This window comes from Micromonospora sp. H61, assembly GCF_018070325.1.
Classification (GTDB): domain Bacteria; phylum Actinomycetota; class Actinomycetes; order Mycobacteriales; family Micromonosporaceae; genus Micromonospora; species Micromonospora salmantinae.
In genome coordinates this window covers 1-17,348 of the sequence record NZ_JAGPXY010000099.1, presented here as the reverse complement: position 1 = coordinate 17,348, position 17,348 = coordinate 1, and the positions used below count along the sequence as shown (strand labels likewise).

Genomic DNA, 17,348 nt, shown 5'->3' with positions numbered 1-17,348 from the left:
CAGCAGGAGGACCCGAGCGGCGTACGCGGCGGCGGCGGGATCGTGGGTCACCATCACGACGGTCTGCCCGTGGTCGTTGACGAGCGCCCGCAGCAGCCGGAGCACCTGCCGGGAGGAGGCGCTGTCCAACGCCCCGGTCGGCTCGTCGGCGAAGACCACCGCCGGACGGGTGATCAACGCTCGGGCCACGGCGACGCGCTGCTGCTCCCCGCCGGACAGCTCACTCGGCCGGTGCCCGGCCCGGTCGGCGAGGCCGACGGCGTCGAGGGCTGCGGCGACGTCCCCGGCCGGCGGGCGGCGGCGGGCCAGGCGCGACGGCAACTCGACGTTCTGGGCGGCGGTCAGCGTGGACACGAGGTTGAACGCCTGGAAGACGAAGCCGATCCGGTCCCGCCGCAGCCGGGTCAGCTCGTCCTCACCGAGGTCGTTGAGGCTGGTGCCGTCGATCGTGACGGTCCCCTCGGTCGGGCGGTCCAGCCCCGCCGCGCAGTGCAGCAGGGTGGACTTCCCCGAGCCGGAGGGGCCCATCACCGCCGTGAACGTGCCGCTCGCGAAGGCGGTGGTCACGCCGTCGAGCGCCGTCACCCGCCGGGTTCCGGTGCCGTACACCGCGCGCAGCCCCGTCAGGGTCACCGTGTCTGTGGTCATGACCGTTACGGTGCCGAATGCCGGGGGTGCGGCGCGTCGTGCCGGGGCTGGCACTTTCCGCCCCTCCCCCGGGTGGAGTCGACGGCCCGCACGCGCCGGCACGTCGTCCTGCGGGATGACCACCCGCAGGCGGACGCGGCCGACCCGGCCGGCCGTTAGCGTTCGACGGGTGACCGCTCTCCTGCTGACCCGACGGATGCGGCCGGTGGACCTGTACACCGTGGACGCCCTGCTGGCGGTGGCCGTCGGTGGGCTGCTCTGCCCGTACGCGGCGCTGGAGTCGCCGCTGCACGGCGGCGTACGCGAACCGCTGTGGGTGTCGGTGCTGGTCGGGATGGCCCTCGGGCTGCCGTTGGCCGTCCGGCGACGGTGGCCGATGGCGGTGGCCGTCGTGATCAGCTCGGTCGCCACCGTCGCCCTGATCACCGGGGTGATACCCAACTTCGCGGCCGCCGCGCCGGCGTTCGCCATCGGCCTGTCCTTCTACACGGTGGCCGTGGCGACGCCCACCCGCCGCTCGATGCTCTGCGCCGCCGGTTGTCTGGCGCTGGTGAGTGTCGGCCTGGTGCTGACCGCGGGCGACCTCTGGTCGCGGACCGGTGCGGTCGCCTACGCCACCGTCATGGTCGCGCCGGCCTGGGTGATCGGTTGGCTGATCCGGGAGCGACGCGCCCTCGCCGCCCGGCAGAGTGATCAGCTGGTCCGTCAGGCCGCCACCGAGGAGCGGTTGCGGGTGGCGCGCGAGCTGCACGACGTGGTCGCGCACACGCTCAGTCTCATCGTGGTGAAGGCGGCCGTCGCCAATCACGTCGCCGAGGCCGACCCCCGCGAGGCGGGCGCCGCGCTCCGGGTCATCGAGGAGACCGGCCGCACCGCGCTGACCGACGTACGTCGGGTGCTCGGCGTGCTGCGCGAGGACAGCCCGTACGCGCCGACGCCCGGGCTGGACGAGTTGCCCCTGCTGGCCCGTCAGGCGGCGATCGGCGGCGTCGACGTGCGGCTCGACGTGCGGCGGGACGAGCCGGCCGGCGCGGTGCCGGAGTCGGTGGGCCTCGCCGTGTACCGGATCGTGCAGGAGGCGGTGACGAACGTGGTGAAGCACGCGGCGCCGGCCGCCTGCCGGGCCACGGTGACCGTCCTGCCCGACGAGGTGCGGGTGGAGGTGACCGACGACGGCCAGCGGCCGGTCCTGCTCGGCGGGGAGGGGCACGGGTTGATCGGCATGCGGGAACGGGTGGCGTTGCACGGCGGGGAGTTCCGCGCCGGCCCCCGCTCCGACGGTGGCTTCGTGGTGACGGCCAGCCTCCCCTACCGGGTGGCCGCGTGATCCGCGTGCTGATCGCCGACGACCAGGCGTTGCTGCGCGGCAGTTTCCGGCTGCTGGTCGATCTCAGCCCGGACTGCACCACTGTCGGTGAGGCGGGCACCGGCGTGGAGGCTGTCGCGTTGACCGAGCAGCACCGGCCGGACGTGGTGCTGATGGACGTCCGGATGCCGGAGATGGACGGCATCGAGGCGACCCGGCGGATCTGCGCCGACCCGGCGACGGCCGGCACCCGGGTCATCATCCTGACCACGTTCGACCTCGACGAGTACGTCTACGGGGCGCTGCGCGCCGGGGCCAGCGGGTTCCTGCTCAAGGACACCCCACCGGCGGACCTGCTGACCGGGATCCGGGTGGTCGCCGCCGGGGAGGGGCTGCTCGCGCCGACGGTGACCCGCCGGCTGATCGACGAGTTCGCCCGGCAGCCGGAGCCGACCCGGCCGCCGCCCCGGCAGCTCGACGGGGTGACCGATCGGGAGCGAGAGGTGCTCGCGCTGATCGCCCGGGGCCTGTCCAACGCGGAGTTGGCCGCGCACCTGAACCTCAGCCAGGCCACAGTCAAGACGCACGTGGGGCGGCTGCTGACCAAGCTGGCGGTACGCGACCGGGCCCAACTGGTCATCGTCGCGTACGAGACGGGCCTGGTGGGGCCGGGCGGCCCACGCTGAGCCGGTCGGTCCGCACCCGAGCAGCAGCCATCACCAGGTACTCCCGCAACTGGAAGTCGGTGCGGGCCCTGGCGGAGATGACCACCGCCTGACCGGGGTGGGGGCCGCGGCTCGGCGACCCCCACCGACGCTGCTCAGAAGTGGTACGCGGTCTCGTACTCGGGCACCAGCACGCGGCTGCGCGGCGAGATCCGGCGCACCGCCGCGATCATCTCGTTCAGGCGGGTGCGGTCGGTCGGGGCGACCGGCGGCGGGTTCTGCAACGCCGTCTCGAAGTTGTCGTAGTGCACCGGCACCACGACCTTCGGGTAGTCGAGGCCGGCCAGCAGCCGGGGCAGGTAGTCGCCTGTGGTGGTGGCGTTCTGCATGGCCACCATCGCCACGTCGGGTGCGAGGCCGGTGAGGTTCCGCTCGGCCACGTCGCTGGCCCCGGTGAAGTAAACCGACGGTCCGCCGTCGACCCGCAGCAGGTAGCCCAGCGTGTCGCCCTCCGGCAGGTCGGCGATGGTGGCCGGCTGCGGCGGCGGGCTCACCCGCACCCCGGGAAAGGCCACCGAGTACGACGGGTTGCGGCTGTGCAGCGAGCCGACCACCTCGACGCTGTGGTCCCCGAAGTCCAGCACCTCCCCACCCTTGACGGCGCTGAGCTGCGTCGACGGCAACCCGTAGGCCAACCCCAGGTGGTACGCGGTAAGCGTGCCGAACACCCGTGCGCCGGTGCGCTTGGCGATGTACGGCACGTCCATGAAGTGGTCCCAGTGGGTGTGCGTGACCAGCACCGTCGTGGCCCGGTCGACGCGCGGGTCGATCACGTCGGTGCGCACCGTCAACGCGGTGTCGGTCTTGAAGGCCCCGGTGAACAGCCCGGTGTCGATCCGGCTGAGGAACGGGTCGACGAGAACGGTGCGGTCGCCGATGTCGACGCGCCAGCCGGCCGTACCCCACCAGCGGAAGCTGACCGCGCCCTTGCGGCGAGCGGTCGGCGTGGGAGCGGCGGTCGAGGGTGCGGCCTGGGCCGGGGTGGCGACGCCGGCGGCGAGGCCACCGGCGGAGACCAGGGCGGTGGTGGCGGCGGCGTCGCGCAGGAAGCGTCGGCGGTCGAGACTGGGCATGTAGATCTACTCCCCGTGGTCGGGTGACGTGTCGACCACGAGCCAACCAGCGGCACCCGGCCACGGTCCAAGATCAAGCGCCGTCGGCTTCGATACGCCGACGGATATCGGTGCTGCTCAGCGGGGGTGTAGCGGCACCCGGAGGGTCGCGAAATCAGTCGCCGCGCAGCGCCTCGACGGCCGTCCGGGCGGCCTCCCCCATCGCCAGGTCCACGTCGATGCGGCGCGGGGTCAACCGTTCCGCGCGGGCGAAGACGGCGATCGCGTACCGGCCCCCGTCGGGGTATTCGGCGACCCCGGCCTCCAGGTGGAACCCGGGCAGGGTGCCGGTCTTTCCGGAGACCCGGACGCCGGGCGGAAAGCCGGCGGCCAGCCGGGTCCAGAAGATCTGCCGGGCCATCCAGGTGCGGACCATCGCGCAGGCCGCCGCCGGCCCGGCCTCGTCCCGCCAGATCAACGTGAGCAGCCGGGTGATCTCCCGGGCGGTGCTGGACGTGGTGTGCGCGGGGTCGAAGACCCGCATCGCCCGGACCCGCTCCGCCGGCAGCGTGGGGAAGATCCGGGCGAACTCCGCCTCGGTCCGGGCGCCCACGTCGGCGAGCATCATCTCGACCAGTTCCCGAGGGCCGCCGAGGACGCGGGTACGGGTCAGCCCCAACTCGACGGCGAGCATCGGCAACAGGTCCGGGCCGACCCGGCGCAGCAGCAGGTCGGCTGCCGTGTTGTCGGTGACCGACATGGCGAAGTACGCGAGGTCGCGCAGCGACACCTCGGCGTCGTCGTCGCAGCCGGCCAGACCCCACCCACCGAGCCGGTCGGCGGCGGTGACCACCACCCGCTCGGTGGGGTCCAACTGACCGGCCTCCACCTGCCGGGCGAACTCCAACACCAGCAGGATCTTGAAGATCGAGGCGATCACCACCTGCTCGTCGGCCCGCACCCCGACCTCACGAGCGCCGTCGACCGGTCCGCCGCCCTCGACGGCGCTCAGGTCGACGGCGTCCAGGTCCACGACGTGCAGGCTGGCCGTCACCCCGACGGCGGCGAAGATGGCCTCGATCCGTTCCTCCACGTCCACGCCAGCACGGTATCCAGCGCCGCAGTGGTCGCGCTGGCGTAGGGTCCGGCCGTGGATCTGCTCCGGCACCTGCGGCACTTCGTGGTGGTAGCACGCGAACTGCACTTCGGGCGGGCCGCGGAGCTGCTCGGGATGGCCCAGCCGCCGCTGAGCCAGTCGATCCAGCGACTGGAACGGGAACTGACTGTCGAGCTGTTCGACAGGTCCCGCCGCCAGGTACGCCTCACCACCGCCGGTGAGCTGCTGCTCGGCGAGGCGGAGGAGCTGCTCGCCGGCGAGGGTCGACTCCGCAGCCTGATGGGGCAGATCCGCGCCGGTGAGCTGGGCGTACTCCGGGCCGGGGTGCCACCGGAGACGCCCGCCGTGACGCTGCGTTCGCTGCTGGACGGGCTCGCCACCCGGGCGCCCGGCCTGGACGTGGAGCTGCACGAGCTGACCACTGCCGAGCAGGTGCGGATGCTCACCGAGCGGACCCTGGACGTGGGGCTCGTACATCACCCGGTGGCGGCGGACGGGCTGCGCTTCGGCGCCCCGGTCGACGTACCCCTGGGGGTGCTGCTGCCGCGGACCTCCCCGCTGGCCCGCGGCCGTGAGGTGACGCTCGCGTCGCTGGCCGGTCTGGATCTGGTGGCCGCTCCCCGCGCCACCGCCCCCGGCTGGCACGACCACCTGCTGGCGGTGTGCCGGCAGCACGGGTGGCGCCCGGCCCGGGTGCGTCCGGCCCGCAACCCGGAGTTCCTGTGCGGGCTGGTGTTGGCCGGCGGCGCGGTGGCCGTGGAACCGGCGGCGGTGGCCCGCCGGGAACCCCGGATGGCCTGGCGGCCGATCAGCGACGCGCCGCTGGCCAAGCGCACCTCGGCGGCCTGGCCGGACCGGTCGGCGCACCCGGCGGCGGCGATGTTCGGCCAACTCGCCGCGGAGGTGCTGGCCGACGCCGAGCCCACAGCGCCCGCGCCGGCCGCGACGTCGGTGCCGGCGGCACGGCCGTGGCCGGTGCTGTTCGACACGACCGGGTGAACCGACCGGCCGTTGCCTCCGTCACCCCGATTGGGCGGTGGATCGTCCACCCACCCGGGTATGGATGACAGGAAACGAAGACGCGAAGGAGCCGCAGTGGCAATCACGATTCCCGACATCAGCCTGAACGACGGCACCACCATTCCGCAGCTCGGCTTCGGGGTGTTCCAGATCGAGCCGAAGGACACCGTCGCGGCGGTGACCACTGCGTTCGAGGTGGGCTACCGGCACATCGACACCGCTGAGATGTACGGCAACGAGGCCGAGGTCGGCGAGGCGGTACGCGTGTCCGGCCTCGACCGGGGCTCGGTCTACGTGACCAGCAAGCTGAACAACGGCTTCCACCGCCCCGACGACGCCCGCAGGGCGTTCGACTCGACGCTCGCGGCGCTGAAGATGGACTACATCGACCTGTTCCTGATCCACTGGCCGCTGCCGACCCTGTACGACGGCGACTACGTCTCGACCTGGAAGGTGCTGGAGGAGTTCCAGCGCGACGGCCGGGCCCGCTCGATCGGCGTGTCCAACTTCCAGGTGTCGCACCTGCAGCGGCTGGCCGCCGAGGCGAGCGTCGTGCCGGCGGTCAACCAGATCGAGGCTCACCCGTACTTCACAAACGACGAGGTCCGCGCCTACGGCCGTGAGCACAACATCCTCACCGAGGCGTGGTCGCCGATCGCGCAGGGCAAGGTTCTCGACGACCCGACGGTCGTCGACATCGCCGAGCAGCTCGACCGGACCCCGGCGCAGGTGGTGCTCCGCTGGCACGTGCAGCGCGGCGACATCATCTTCCCGAAGTCGACCACCCCGAAGCGGATCGAGGAGAACACCCGGATCTTCGACTTCGAGTTGGACGACGCGGCGATGGAGCGGATCACCATGCTGGACAAGGGCGAGGCCGGCCGGCAGGGCCCGAACCCGGACACCTTCGCCTACCTGCCCGCGTAACGCCTGAGCCGGGGACGGCGCTCAGCGAAAGGGGGTCCGGCCGGGCCCCCTTTCGCCGTGAAAGGACCGTCCCCGGCAATGTCGTTCCGCCGCACCACCCCGGCCCTGCTGTCGTTGCTCCTACTCGGGCCAGTGGCCTGCGCGCCGAGCCAGGCCGCCGAGGCCCCCCGCTGGTCCGCGCCGGCAGTGTCGGCCTCGCCGACTCCGCCAAAACCACGCCCGGCGCCGGCCTCCACCGGCGAGGTCCGCAGCCAGGTGACGGCGGCGATGTTGGACCTGGACGCCCGGTTCCATCCGGAGACGGCGCAGTACACCGACGAGAACACCGAGGCGTGGAAGCTGATATCCCTGTGCAGGGCGAGTCTGCCGTCGGACATCAAACGCACCGCCTACCGGGAGCGGATCTGGGACGGCGAGTCCGTTTGGGTCCGGCAGTACGTGGTCGGCTACCTGAAGGTGCCCGGGCGCAAGCTCGCCGACGAACTGCGGTCGGTCCTCGCGACCTGCAAGCGGTACGAGGTGCCCGACGACGGGCGCACGTCGACGGTCCTGCGGCCGTCGCCCCCGCCGCTGCCTGACAGCCCAGACGTGATCACCTTCTGCGAGCGGCTGAGCGGGAAGGCGATCCGGCACCAGTGCACTCTCGTCCTGGTGCGCGGCAACTTCGTCATGGAGGTGGACGCCGCAGCGAGCAACGGCGACCTGGCAGCGGGCAGGGCGCTGATCGCGAAGATCGCGCCGCTCGCGGTGGCCGCCCTGGAGAAGGCCGCCTGAACGCCGCCGCGGGGCGGGTCGCCGCTGCTGGCGCGCCCGCCCCTCCCCCCGGCTGGCGACCCTTGCCAGCCTCCGTGGTCAGACGCGGCCCACGGAGTCCTGGTTCTGCAGCACCAGCCACCGGCCGTGCTGGTACGTGTAGCTGACCCCGATCAGCAGCGGCACCCTGGTGCCGGTGGCCGGGACCGCGTAGACGGAGTCGAACAGCACGAACCCGGTCCGGCAGCCCACCACGGTCTGCTTCGCCACACTGAACGACTGGGTCCAGGAATCGTCGGCGAAGAACCCGCGCAGCCAGTCCACTGTGGCCCGTTTGCCGTCGAGCACCTCCCCGTCGGAGGCGAAGACGGAGGTGACCTCGGGGTGCAGCAGCGCGGCGAAGCCGTCCAGGTCGCGCCGGGCGGTGGTCTCCACGTACGCCCGGACGGCGCGGTCGAAGGCGCGCTCGCAGCCGCGGGCCGCCGCGTCCCCGGTTGTGGTGTCGCCCGGACCGGGGGTGGCGGCCGACACCGCTGCCGGAGCGGCGGCGAGCAGGCCGGCGGTGAGCCCGAGCAGGGCGATCGTGCGGCCGAGCCGGCCGGCGGGACGGGCGGAGGCGGATGGACGCATCGGGTTCTCCTTCGGACGAGTGGTTGTGCCGTCGCAGCAAACCGGCCCGCCCCGCGGTCGGCCAGTGATTCGAACCAGCTCGAATGCCGACAGCACATCGATGCCACCGCTTGTACGATCCGCGTTGTGATGGTCGCGCACCTGGACGGTTCGAGCCTCGCCCGGCTCCGGTTGGCGATCTCGCCGGCCTGGGAGGTGACGTCCTGGCTGCGGGCCGCGCTCTCGCGGTTCGGGCATCCGGTGCACGGCGATCCCGGTCCGGCCGCCCGCGCCGCGCTGCGGCACCCCGACGTGGCTCTGGTCGCGGAGCTGGTGACGCCGCCCGGCCGGCTCGGCTACACGCCGGACCTGCTCACGCCGAAGCCGCCGCTGGGTCCGCTCGACGCGGCCTTCGAGCAGCAGTTGGCGGCCACGGCCGCAACGCCCGCCGACGAGGTGGCGGTGCAGGTGAACGAGCGGTTTCCGGCGGGCGGGATCCCGGCGCGGGTCCGCGCGGCGGTCGAGGACGGCACCCTCGCCCGGCGGGTCACCGATGGGCTGCGGCACTTCTGGCAGACCTCGCTCGCCGAGCAGTGGCCGGCGGTGCGGGCCACGCTGGAGGCCGAGCTGGCCGTGCGAGCCACCGCGATGGCCACCGCCGGAGTGGGCAGCATGCTGAACGGCCTGCACCCGAAGGTCGGCTGGACCGGCAGGTCGCTGACCATCGACAGCTCGTACCGGATCACCACGGCGCTGACCGGCGCGGAGCTGGTGCTCGCGCCGTCGGCGCTGGCCTGGCCCCAGCTCTCCACCCAGCTGTGCGACGAGGGCAACGCCGTGCTGGTCTACCCGGTCGGTGCCGGGCCGACAGTCCAGCGCAGGGCGGATCGGCTCGGTGACCTGGTCGGTGCGAGCCGGGCGGCGATCCTGGCGGACCTGGACGTGCCCCGGTCCACCGGGCAGCTCAGCGAGCGGCACCGGCTGGCCCCGGCCACCATCTCCTACCACCTGGGGGTGCTGCTGCGCTCCGGTCTGGTGGTGCGCACCAGGGAGCGGCACAGCGTGCTCTACCGGCGGTCCGACGACGGGGACGGGCTGGTCGGCTGCCGGCCAGGTCAGGGCGCGACGCGCTCGGCGAGCCGGCGGAACACCGCCTGAGTGGGCGAGCCGGGCTCGGGGACGTAGACGATCATCCGCTGGTCGGTCTCCGGAACGTGCAGCACCCGGCACTCGAACTCCAACGACCCCAGCTCGGGATGCGGCACCCGCTTGACGATGGGGCGGCGCTCCTCGACATCATGCTCCGCCCAGAGCCGCGCGAACCGGGGCGAGGTGCCGAGCAGCTCGGTGACCAGCTCGCGGATCGCCGGGTCGGCCGGGTAACGGCCGTAGGCGGCCCGCAGGTCCGCCACCGTGCTACGGACGAAGCAGATGGTCTCGGCGTCGGTCCAGTGGCTGTCGGTCGCCGGATGCCGGAAGGTCCAGCGGATCATGTTGCGGTCCGCGTCCGGCACGGCCGAGAGGTCGCCCATGAAGTACGTGGCCAGCCGGTTCCAGGCCAGCACCTGGTACGCGGCGTCGACGAGGTACGCCGGAGTCTCGGTCATCGCGTCGATCAGGTGCCGCAGCCCGGGGGTCACCTCTCGGCTCGGCCCGCCGGCCGGCAGCGGATTCTCCCCGGCGATCCGGAACAGATACTCGCGCTCGTCCCGACTCAACAGCAGCGCCCGGGCCATCGACGCGAGCACCTGCCGGGACGGGTGCGGTCCGCGGCCCTGCTCCAGCCGGATGTAGTAGTCGATCGACATGCCGGCGAGCTGGGCGACCTCCTGCCGGCGCAGCCCGGGGGTGCGTCGGCGTCCACCCTCGGGGAGCCCGACCTCGGCGGGGCGCAGCCGGGCGCGGCGGGTACGCAGGAACGCCGCCAGTTCGTCACGCCGCAGGCCGCTGCTCGTCATGCCCCCAGCATGCCCCGGGCCGGGCCGGCGAGGGTGGTACCGCCGGTCCCAGCCTCGGCCCGTCTCTCCCCGGGCGCGGCCAGCCCGGCGAGGCTCGACGGCATGACGAACATGATCGCCCTGATCACCGGGGCCAACAAGGGAATCGGCTTCGCCACCGCCCGGCAGCTCGGCGCCCTCGGGATGACAGTGCTGGTGGGCGCCCGGGACGCCGAGCGGGGTCGGGCAGCCGAACGGGAACTGCGCGACGGCGGCGCGGACGCGGTGTTCCTGTCGCTCGATGTCACCGATGCCGAGTCGGTGACGGCCGCCGCGAAGCGGGTGGAGGCGGAGTACGGCCGGCTGGACGTGCTGGTCAACAACGCCGGCATCATCCTCGCCGACGGTGCGCGGGGGCTGCCCAGCGACACGACAGTGGCGACGCTGCGCCGGCTGTACGAGACGAACGTCTTCGGCGTGGTGGCGGTGACCAACGCGCTGCTGCCGCTGCTACGCCGGGCACCGGCCGCCCGAATCGTCAACGTGTCGAGCGAGGTCGGCTCGATCGCGGTGATGACCGACCCGAACGGCGCGCTGTTCGAGCTGACCTCCGTGCCCTACCCGTCGTCGAAGGCGGCGCTGAACATGCTCACCGCGATGTACGCCAAGGAGCTGCGGGACACCCCGATCACTGTGAACGCCGCGAACCCGGGCTACTGCGCCACCGACCTGAACGCCAACAGCGGCTTCCGCACGGCCGAGCAGGGCGCCGAGGTGAGCGTGCACCTGGCGACCCTGCCGGCCGACGGGCCGAGCGGGCTGCTCTGGGGCTTCCAGATGGACGCCGGCGGCGGGTACGGCGTGCTGCCCTGGTGACCTGAGCGCTTGACCTGGAGTGCGCTCCAGCCGGCAGGGTGACCTGTGCGCCCACCGGTAGGGCGCACGAGAGGAGATCCCCATGCGGTACCGCACGATCGGCACCGACCCGGCGACCCGGCGCGACGTCAGCGTGCTCAGCCTCGGCGCGATGCTCTTCGGCAGCGCCACCGACGAGGCCACCTCGTACGCGATCCTCGACCGGTACGTCGAGGCCGGCGGCACGTTCATCGACACGTCGGACAACTACGCGTTCTGGGTGGACGGTGGCCAGGGCGGGCAGAGCGAGGAGCTGCTCGGCCGGTGGCGGCGCAGCCGGGGCGTCGGCGCCGAGATCGTCATCGCCACCAAACTGGGCGCCCGACCGCTGGCCCCGGGGACCAGCTACCTGGACAACGCCGAGGGCCTCTCCGCCAAGGTGATCCGCGAGTCCGCGGAGCGCAGCCGGGAACGGCTCGGGGTGGAGCGGCTGGACCTGCTCTACGCCCACATCGAGGACCGGACCGTGCCGCTCCAGGAGACCGTGGAGGGCTTCGCCGAGCTGGTCGCCGAGGGCACCGTGGGTCTGCTGGGCGCCAGCAACCACCGGGCCTGGCGGGTGGAGCGGGCCCGCGCGTTGGCCGCCGCCGCCGGCCTGCCGGGGTACGAGGTGCTCCAGTACCACCGCAGTTACCTGCCGAACCGCACCGACCTGATCAGCGAACTGGACCCGGACGGCGAGCCGGGCGGCGTCAGCGGTGACCTGCTCAGCTACCTGCGTGCCGAGCCCGAGCTGACCCTGGTCGCGTACTCGCCGCTGCTCAAGGGGGCGTTCACCCGGGCGGACAAGCCGCTCAGCTCGGCGTACGACCTGCCGAGCGCGCCACGGCGACTGGCCGCGCTGCGGGTGGTGGCCGGGCAGAGCGGCGCGACTGTCAACCAGGTGGTGCTCGCCTGGTTGCTGGGCGGTGAGCTGCCGTCCATCCCGCTGGTGGGCGCCTCGTCGGTGGCGCAACTGGAGGAGAGCCTGGCAGCGGTCGACCTGGAGCTGACCGTCGAGCAACGGCACCGCCTCGACACCACCTGGTGACCTGTCGCCGGCCGCCCCGCCGACCTCAGCTCACTGTCGGTGGGGCGGTCAGGTCGAGCTGCCAGTCGTTGGCGCGCATCATCTGCCCCGGCGGGTATTCGAAACCGGTCTCGCCGAGCAGCGTGAAGCCTGCCTTACGGCACACCGCGTTCGAGGCGGGATTGTCGACCGAGGGGTAGGCGTGGGCGTGGTGCCGGTCCCGTCGGGCGCGGGCCACGTCCACCACCGCGCGCACCGCCGCGGTCGCCAGCCCCTGCCCCCGGTACGCGGGCAGCACCGCCCAGCCCAGCTCGTACACCGGCTGGTCACGCCACTCGCGGGCCCAGTAGCCGACGCTGCCCGCCCGCACCCCGTCCGGCAGCACCATCGTGAACATGCAGCCCTGCTCGGTGCCGGAGAAGTGCACGTACCGGTCGTGCCGGGCGAGCACCTGCTCGTCGGTCTCCGGGCCGCCGGTGTGCTTGCGGGTGTCCGGTGAGTTGAGCTGCCGCAGCAGGTCGAGGTCGTCCTCGTGCCACGGCTCGATGCGTACCTGTGCCATCGCGCCCCCGTTCGTCGACCCCCAGTCAAGCCGATCCCACCGACATTTCGCCCCGAACCGCGCCCGCTAGATCGGATCTAGCGGGCGCGTGTCGTCACCTCGCGCCTTCATCGTGGAAGGGGGGTGGGCCATGGCACCGTTGCGGATCGCCGTGATCGTCGGCAGCACCCGGGAGGGACGGGTCGGCGACCGGCTGGCGCACTGGTTCGTCGAGCAGGCCGCGCGGCACGACGACCTGGCGGTGACTGTCGTTGACCTGACCGAGTACGACTTCCCGGCCAGCTACCCCGCCGAGCCGACCGCGTCCATCCGGGCGTTCGTCCGCGAGGTGGGCCGCGCGGACGCGTTCGTCGTGGTCACCCCCGAGTACAACCACAGCTTCCCGGCACCCTTGAAACAAGCCATCGACTACGCGTACGACGAGTGGCAGGCCAAAGCGGTCGGCTTCGTGTCGTACGGCTGTCGGTCCACCGGCCTGCACGCGGTCGACCAGCTACGTACCGTCTTCACCGCACTGCACGCGACGACGGTGCGCGACGTCGTCGGGATCGACCTGCTCGCCGGCGAGCCGACCGCCCAGTGCACCGACGAGCTGCAACGCGACGTCGGCGTCCTGCTCGACCAGCTGCGCTGGTGGGGGCTGGCACTGCGCGACGGCCGGGCGGCTCGACCCTACGTCTCCTGAACACGTCCAATACGAAAGGCAAGGATCATGAGTAGACGCACCACCGGTCTGGCCATCGAGGCCGAAGGGCTCACCCGCTCGTTCGGGGACACCCGGGCGCTGGCCGGCATCGACCTCCAGGTGCCCGCCGGCACCGTCTACGGTCTGCTCGGCCCGAACGGCGCGGGCAAGACCACAGCGGTCCGGGTGCTCGCCACGTTGCTGCGACCCGACGGCGGCTCGGCCCGGGTCTTCGGGCACGACGTGGTCACCGAGGCCGACAAGGTTCGTTCCCGGGTCAGCCTCACCGGCCAGTACGCCTCCGTCGACGAGGACCTGACCGGCACGGAGAACCTGGTGCTCCTCGCCCGCCTGCTCGGCCTGCGCAAGCCGGCCGCTCGGGAGCGCGCCGCGGCGCTGCTGGCCGCGTTCGGTCTGACCGAGGCGAGTGACCGCCAGGTGAAGAAGTATTCGGGTGGAATGCGGCGACGCATCGACATCGCCGCCAGCATCCTGAACACCCCGGATCTGCTCTTCCTCGACGAGCCGACGACCGGCCTCGACCCGCGCAGCCGCAACCAGGTGTGGGAGATCGTCCGGGCGGTGGTGTCGCACGGCACGACGGTGCTGCTGACCACCCAGTACCTCGACGAGGCCGACCAGCTCGCGGGGCGGATCGCTGTCGTCGACCACGGCCGGGTGATCGCGGAGGGCACCCCGGGTGAGTTGAAGTCGTCGATCGGCTCCGGCACCGTCCACCTGCGACTTCGCGACCCCGCTCAGCGCCCCGAGGCGGAGCGGGTGCTCCGGGAGGCGCTCGACGTGCCGGTGCAGCTCGCCGCCGATCCGGTGGCGTTGACCGCCCGCGTCGGCGACGCCGGCACCGACCTCGACGCCAGCGCCCAGGCCGCTCGCGTGCTCAGCGACCTGGCCCGCGCCGGCATCGTTGTCGACAACTTCTCCCTCGGCCAGCCGAGCCTGGACGAGGTCTTCCTGGCCCTGACCGACCACCCCGCCGTGCCGACCGACGAGCGCGACGACGAGCTGGAGGCAGCCCGATGAGCGACACCACGACCACCACTACCGAACGGGCGCCGACCGTCTACGTCCCGTCCGCCGAGGCGCTGGCGACAGTGCTCGCGCCCGGTTCCCGACCGCCCCGGCCGAGCGCGCTGAGCGCGTCGCTCACCTTCGGCTGGCGGGCCATGCTGAAGATCAAGCACGTGCCGGAGCAGCTCTTCGACGTGACCGCGTTCCCGATCATCATGGTGCTGATGTTCACGTACCTGTTCGGTGGCGCCCTCGCCGGCAGCCCGCGCGAATACCTGCAGTTCTTCCTGCCCGGCATCATGGTGACCAGCGTCGTCATGATCACCATGTACACCGGCATCGGCCTCAACACCGACATCGAGAAGGGCATCTTCGACCGGTTCCGGACGCTGCCCGTCTGGCGTCCGGCCGCCCTGGTCGGCATGATCTTCGGCGACGTGCTGCGCTACATCCTCGCCGCCGTGGTGATCCTGGGTCTCGGGCTGGTGCTCGGGTTCCGCCCCGAAGGCGGGGTGGCCGGGGCTGTCGTCGGGATCGGGCTGCTGGTGGTCTTCTCGTTCGCGTTCTCCTGGGTGTGGACGTTCTTCGGGCTGATCCTGCGCAGCGAGAAGTCGGTGATGGGCGTCAGCATGATGGTGCTGTTCCCGCTGACGTTCCTGAGCAACGTCTTCGTCGAGCCGAGCACCATGCCCGGCTGGCTCCAGGCGTTCGTGAAGGTCAACCCGGTGACGCAGCTGGTGGCCGCGATCCGCGGAGCGATGAGCGGCGAGTCGGACCCGTCGGCCACGATGTGGCTGCTGCTGTGGAGCGCCGGCTTCGTCCTGGTCTTCGGCACCCTGACCATGTACAGGTACAACCGCCGCTAACCCTGACCCCCGCCCCCACCTCCGCGATCTTGCACTTACTGTCCCGACAAGGGTGGCAGATCCACCTGAACCGGCGACCGAAAGTGCAAGATCGCGGAGGGCTGGGGTGGGGTCAGAGCCGCCAGGGCAGGGGGTTGGGGGGTAGGTAGCGGCAGGTGGTGCCGGTGGAGACGGAGTCGCGCAGGTGGCCGGCGAGGGCCGGGTGTCGATCGTCGAGTTTGCGGAGCGTGTCGCGGATTCGCGCGGTCACCGTTTTGCGGGCCCGTTCGGCCTCGTCGCCCAGGCGGCGGCTCCGGCCAGCCAGCCCTGCTGCGGCACGCAGCTCGTCGAGCAACGCACCCCGTTCGGCGTCCAGCTTGGACACCTTCCGGTCGTCGTCCCGGGCGGCGGCCCGATCGATCTCCTCGTCGAGGCGGGCCAGGTGCCGCCGGTAGCGGGCCTTCGCCTCGTCGTCGAGGACCGGGTCGGCACCCATCCGGCGGGCAGCGACCAGCTCCGGCCCGGCCGCCGGGTCGAGCAATTCGACCGCCGGTACGTCGGTGCCCGGGCGGCTGAGCAGCAGATGCAGGTCGTGCAGACCCTTGGCGTCGGGCAGGTGCACGACGACACCCTCGTACGCGAGCTGCCAGACCGGCCCGTCGCGCCGAAACTCGTACCCCTCGATCGCAGCCGCGACCGGCGCGGCCTGGCCGGGCGCGACAACCTCGCCCCACCCAGCAACCTGGCCCGACCCGACGGCCTGGTCCGGGAGGTCGGCGTCGAGGGCTGTTGGCGCGGCGAGCCGGTGGAGCACCTGCGTCATGCCGAGGGCGGTCGCCTCCTGGACGGCGGCGGCGCGCAACGCGGTCGACGTCGCGGTGTCGCCCGGGTGACCTCGGCCGGCGAGGGCGTTCACGAGGCCGGTGCGGGCGAGCAGCGACCAGGGCCGCGAGCCCAGCCGGTCGGCGGAGTCCCGAGCGGCGGTGAAGCCGGCGACGGCGTCGTCCCAGCGTCCCTGGGCGGCGTCGATCAGTGCCAGCCAGTGGTCGACGGGGCCACTGATGTCGCAGCCGAAGAGCCCTACCGTCCACTCTCCACGGTGTGGGGCCAGCGCGGCCCGCGCGGCGTCGCAGCGCTTCGGGTCGGCGGACGCGGCGGCGGCCTGCGCGCGTAACCGTAGCCAGAGCGGTGACACCGGGCGCGGGTACCGGATGGCGGCGGCCTCGATGCCGGCGGTCAGCCGGACCGCCGTCTCGCCGTCGCCCCGCTCCGCCGCGGTGATCGCCCGCAACAGCTCCCGATAGGGGTAGTCGATCGGGGCCAGCCCGTCCACCAGCGCGGCGGCCTCGGCGACCCGGCCCTGGAGCAGCAGTCGGGACCAGCGCAGGTGGTGGCCCATGAACCCGAACTCGGTGTGGCCCGGGTCGGTCTGGTCGGTGAGGATCGCGAACCGCTCGTCGGCAGTGGCGAAGTCACCCTGGAACGCCGCGATGATGCCGCTGTCGACGGCCGCGGCCATCCGGTGCCGGGCGAAGTCGCCCTGCCGTTCGGCGTCGACGAAGGTGGTGAGCTCCTCGGCGAAGCGAGGGTCACCCAGCTCCAGCAGCGCCACCCAGCGCAGCGAGGTGGCCCACAGCTCGGTCTCCCGGTCGCCCGTCCGCCGGGCCACGTCCCGGATCTCGACGGTGAGCGCGGCTCGGGTCGCGGCGGTGCACTTCCGCCGAGCCCTCGAGGTCGTCGAAGACCGGGCACAACGAGTGCGGATCCTGGTCGAGTTCGCCGAGTCGCACTATCACCACGCCGGCCGGGAAGAGGTCACGCGACTGCTGGCCGAGGCCGCCAGGCTGGCCCGATCACTGGACGACCCGGTGTTGCTGGCCCGGGTCGCGCTCACAGTGAACCGCGCCCGCCAGGTGGAGACCGCCCAGTCGATCGAGGCGGCGGAGTTGGTGCGCGAGGCGTACCGCCGGTTGATCGGCGAACCGGACGCCACCGCGACGGTCGGCGCCCTGGTCGCGGACCTGATCACCGCCAGCGAGACGATCGCCCGTCGAGGGCAGGACGACGAAGCGCTCACCTTCAGCCTCTGGGCCCGTCACGACACGACCTGGGGGCTGGGCACCGCCGCGACCCGAGCCGCGCTCACCGTCGAGATCCGGGACGTGGCCCGGCGGACGGGCGACCGGGAGACCGAGCTGTGGGCCACCTC

The 17,348-nt window shown here is 72.6% G+C and carries 18 protein-coding genes and 1 pseudogene; 12 read left to right on the top strand and 7 right to left on the bottom strand.

Annotated elements, in window-relative coordinates:
- Positions 1-648, bottom strand: a 648-nt coding sequence (locus KBX08_RS30005) for an ABC transporter ATP-binding protein (protein ID WP_210786861.1), incomplete at its 3' end; no start/stop codon positions are given.
- 169 nt (positions 649-817) lie between these two features.
- Between KBX08_RS30005 and KBX08_RS30000 the strand changes: the two genes are divergently transcribed.
- Positions 818-1,975, top strand: coding sequence for a sensor histidine kinase (locus KBX08_RS30000; protein WP_307850689.1), 1,158 nt, complete (start codon positions 818-820; stop codon positions 1,973-1,975).
- The gene (locus KBX08_RS29995) at positions 1,972-2,640 is read left to right on the top strand and encodes a response regulator transcription factor (RefSeq protein WP_210786857.1); all 669 of its coding nucleotides are present in this window, start codon (positions 1,972-1,974) and stop codon (positions 2,638-2,640) included. The genes KBX08_RS30000 and KBX08_RS29995 overlap by 4 nt, the downstream gene beginning before the upstream one ends.
- Before the next feature lie 134 nt (positions 2,641-2,774).
- Here the strand turns inward: KBX08_RS29995 and KBX08_RS29990 are convergent, their stop codons facing one another.
- Together KBX08_RS29990 and KBX08_RS29985 are read right to left on the bottom strand one after the other, a co-directional pair.
- Positions 2,775-3,752 carry an MBL fold metallo-hydrolase gene (locus KBX08_RS29990; protein WP_112582284.1) on the bottom strand — a complete coding sequence of 326 codons (978 nt, stop codon included), beginning with the start codon at positions 3,750-3,752 and terminating at the stop codon, positions 2,775-2,777.
- A 154-nt stretch (positions 3,753-3,906) separates the two neighbouring features.
- Positions 3,907-4,830, bottom strand: coding sequence for a serine hydrolase (locus KBX08_RS29985; RefSeq protein WP_210786855.1), 924 nt, complete (start codon positions 4,828-4,830; stop codon positions 3,907-3,909).
- A 51-nt stretch (positions 4,831-4,881) separates the two neighbouring features.
- Here KBX08_RS29985 and KBX08_RS29980 point away from each other — a divergent pair, with 51 nt between their 5' ends.
- The 3 genes from KBX08_RS29980 (at position 4,882) to KBX08_RS29970 (ending at position 7,569) form a co-directional block, all read left to right on the top strand.
- Positions 4,882-5,847, top strand: a complete 966-nt coding sequence (locus KBX08_RS29980) for a LysR substrate-binding domain-containing protein (protein ID WP_210786853.1) — start codon at positions 4,882-4,884, stop codon at positions 5,845-5,847.
- 96 nt (positions 5,848-5,943) lie between these two features.
- Positions 5,944-6,795 carry an aldo/keto reductase gene (locus tag KBX08_RS29975; protein WP_307850688.1) on the top strand — a complete coding sequence of 284 codons (852 nt, stop codon included), beginning with the start codon at positions 5,944-5,946 and terminating at the stop codon, positions 6,793-6,795.
- Positions 6,796-6,873: 78 nt separating this feature from the next.
- The gene (locus tag KBX08_RS29970; protein ID WP_210786849.1) at positions 6,874-7,569 is read left to right on the top strand and encodes a hypothetical protein; all 696 of its coding nucleotides are present in this window, start codon (positions 6,874-6,876) and stop codon (positions 7,567-7,569) included.
- A gap of 78 nt (positions 7,570-7,647) precedes the next feature.
- On the opposite strand, the gene KBX08_RS29965 is transcribed toward KBX08_RS29970, so the two are convergent.
- Positions 7,648-8,178: a nuclear transport factor 2 family protein gene (locus tag KBX08_RS29965; RefSeq protein ID WP_210786847.1), complete on the bottom strand. Its 531-nt coding sequence runs from the start codon at positions 8,176-8,178 to the stop codon at positions 7,648-7,650.
- A gap of 129 nt (positions 8,179-8,307) precedes the next feature.
- Between KBX08_RS29965 and KBX08_RS29960 the strand changes: the two genes are divergently transcribed.
- On the top strand, positions 8,308-9,315 hold the full coding sequence (locus KBX08_RS29960) for a DUF5937 family protein (protein ID WP_247670301.1): 1,008 nt from the start codon (positions 8,308-8,310) through the stop codon (positions 9,313-9,315).
- Here the strand turns inward: KBX08_RS29960 and KBX08_RS29955 are convergent.
- The gene (locus tag KBX08_RS29955) at positions 9,273-10,115 is read right to left on the bottom strand and encodes a helix-turn-helix transcriptional regulator (protein ID WP_210786843.1); all 843 of its coding nucleotides are present in this window, start codon (positions 10,113-10,115) and stop codon (positions 9,273-9,275) included. The genes KBX08_RS29960 and KBX08_RS29955 overlap by 43 nt on opposite strands.
- Positions 10,116-10,217: 102 nt before the next feature.
- Between KBX08_RS29955 and KBX08_RS29950 the strand changes: the two genes are divergently transcribed.
- Positions 10,218-10,970 (top strand): SDR family oxidoreductase, encoded by a 753-nt coding sequence (locus KBX08_RS29950; protein WP_210786841.1) that lies wholly within the window; start codon positions 10,218-10,220, stop codon positions 10,968-10,970.
- 82 nt (positions 10,971-11,052) lie between these two features.
- The gene (locus tag KBX08_RS29945) at positions 11,053-12,039 is read left to right on the top strand and encodes an aldo/keto reductase (RefSeq protein WP_210786839.1); all 987 of its coding nucleotides are present in this window, start codon (positions 11,053-11,055) and stop codon (positions 12,037-12,039) included.
- Positions 12,040-12,064: 25 nt separating this feature from the next.
- On the opposite strand, the gene KBX08_RS29940 is transcribed toward KBX08_RS29945, so the two are convergent.
- Complete coding sequence (locus tag KBX08_RS29940; RefSeq protein WP_210786837.1) at positions 12,065-12,580, bottom strand: GNAT family N-acetyltransferase; 516 nt, start codon at positions 12,578-12,580, stop codon at positions 12,065-12,067.
- A 130-nt stretch (positions 12,581-12,710) separates the two neighbouring features.
- On the opposite strand from KBX08_RS29940, the gene KBX08_RS29935 reads away from it, so the two are divergent.
- From KBX08_RS29935 to KBX08_RS29925, 3 genes are read left to right on the top strand one after another with little or no spacing between them, the layout of a single operon-like run.
- Positions 12,711-13,265 (top strand): NADPH-dependent FMN reductase, encoded by a 555-nt coding sequence (locus KBX08_RS29935; protein WP_210786836.1) that lies wholly within the window; start codon positions 12,711-12,713, stop codon positions 13,263-13,265.
- A gap of 27 nt (positions 13,266-13,292) precedes the next feature.
- Positions 13,293-14,306 (top strand): ATP-binding cassette domain-containing protein, encoded by a 1,014-nt coding sequence (locus KBX08_RS29930; protein WP_210786834.1) that lies wholly within the window; start codon positions 13,293-13,295, stop codon positions 14,304-14,306.
- The gene (locus tag KBX08_RS29925) at positions 14,303-15,160 is read left to right on the top strand and encodes an ABC transporter permease (RefSeq protein WP_210786832.1); all 858 of its coding nucleotides are present in this window, start codon (positions 14,303-14,305) and stop codon (positions 15,158-15,160) included. The genes KBX08_RS29930 and KBX08_RS29925 overlap by 4 nt, the downstream gene beginning before the upstream one ends.
- 112 nt (positions 15,161-15,272) lie before the next feature.
- Here KBX08_RS29925 and KBX08_RS29920 read toward each other — a convergent pair whose 3' ends face one another.
- Complete coding sequence (locus KBX08_RS29920) at positions 15,273-16,808, bottom strand: hypothetical protein (protein WP_210786830.1); 1,536 nt, start codon at positions 16,806-16,808, stop codon at positions 15,273-15,275.
- Positions 16,809-16,824: 16 nt separating this feature from the next.
- On the opposite strand from KBX08_RS29920, the pseudogene KBX08_RS29915 reads away from it, so the two are divergent.
- A pseudogene (locus KBX08_RS29915) lies at positions 16,825-17,348 on the top strand (ATPase); the annotation flags it as partial.

Excerpts from the sequence above, each read along its gene's own strand:
- KBX08_RS29970 (WP_210786849.1), top strand. The coding sequence starts at position 6,874 with ATGTCGTTCCGCCGCACCACCCCGGCCCTGCTGTCGTTGCTCCTACTC.
- KBX08_RS29925 (WP_210786832.1), top strand. The coding sequence starts at position 14,303 with ATGAGCGACACCACGACCACCACTACCGAACGGGCGCCGACCGTCTAC.
- KBX08_RS29935 (WP_210786836.1), top strand. The coding sequence starts at position 12,711 with ATGGCACCGTTGCGGATCGCCGTGATCGTCGGCAGCACCCGGGAGGGA.
- KBX08_RS29965 (WP_210786847.1), bottom strand. The coding sequence starts at position 8,178 with ATGCGTCCATCCGCCTCCGCCCGTCCCGCCGGCCGGCTCGGCCGCACG.
- KBX08_RS29990 (WP_112582284.1), bottom strand. The coding sequence starts at position 3,752 with ATGCCCAGTCTCGACCGCCGACGCTTCCTGCGCGACGCCGCCGCCACC.
- KBX08_RS29960 (WP_247670301.1), top strand. The coding sequence starts at position 8,308 with ATGGTCGCGCACCTGGACGGTTCGAGCCTCGCCCGGCTCCGGTTGGCG.
- KBX08_RS29945 (WP_210786839.1), top strand. The coding sequence starts at position 11,053 with ATGCGGTACCGCACGATCGGCACCGACCCGGCGACCCGGCGCGACGTC.
- KBX08_RS29940 (WP_210786837.1), bottom strand. The coding sequence starts at position 12,580 with ATGGCACAGGTACGCATCGAGCCGTGGCACGAGGACGACCTCGACCTG.
- KBX08_RS29950 (WP_210786841.1), top strand. The coding sequence starts at position 10,218 with ATGACGAACATGATCGCCCTGATCACCGGGGCCAACAAGGGAATCGGC.
- KBX08_RS29930 (WP_210786834.1), top strand. The coding sequence starts at position 13,293 with ATGAGTAGACGCACCACCGGTCTGGCCATCGAGGCCGAAGGGCTCACC.
- KBX08_RS29955 (WP_210786843.1), bottom strand. The coding sequence starts at position 10,115 with ATGACGAGCAGCGGCCTGCGGCGTGACGAACTGGCGGCGTTCCTGCGT.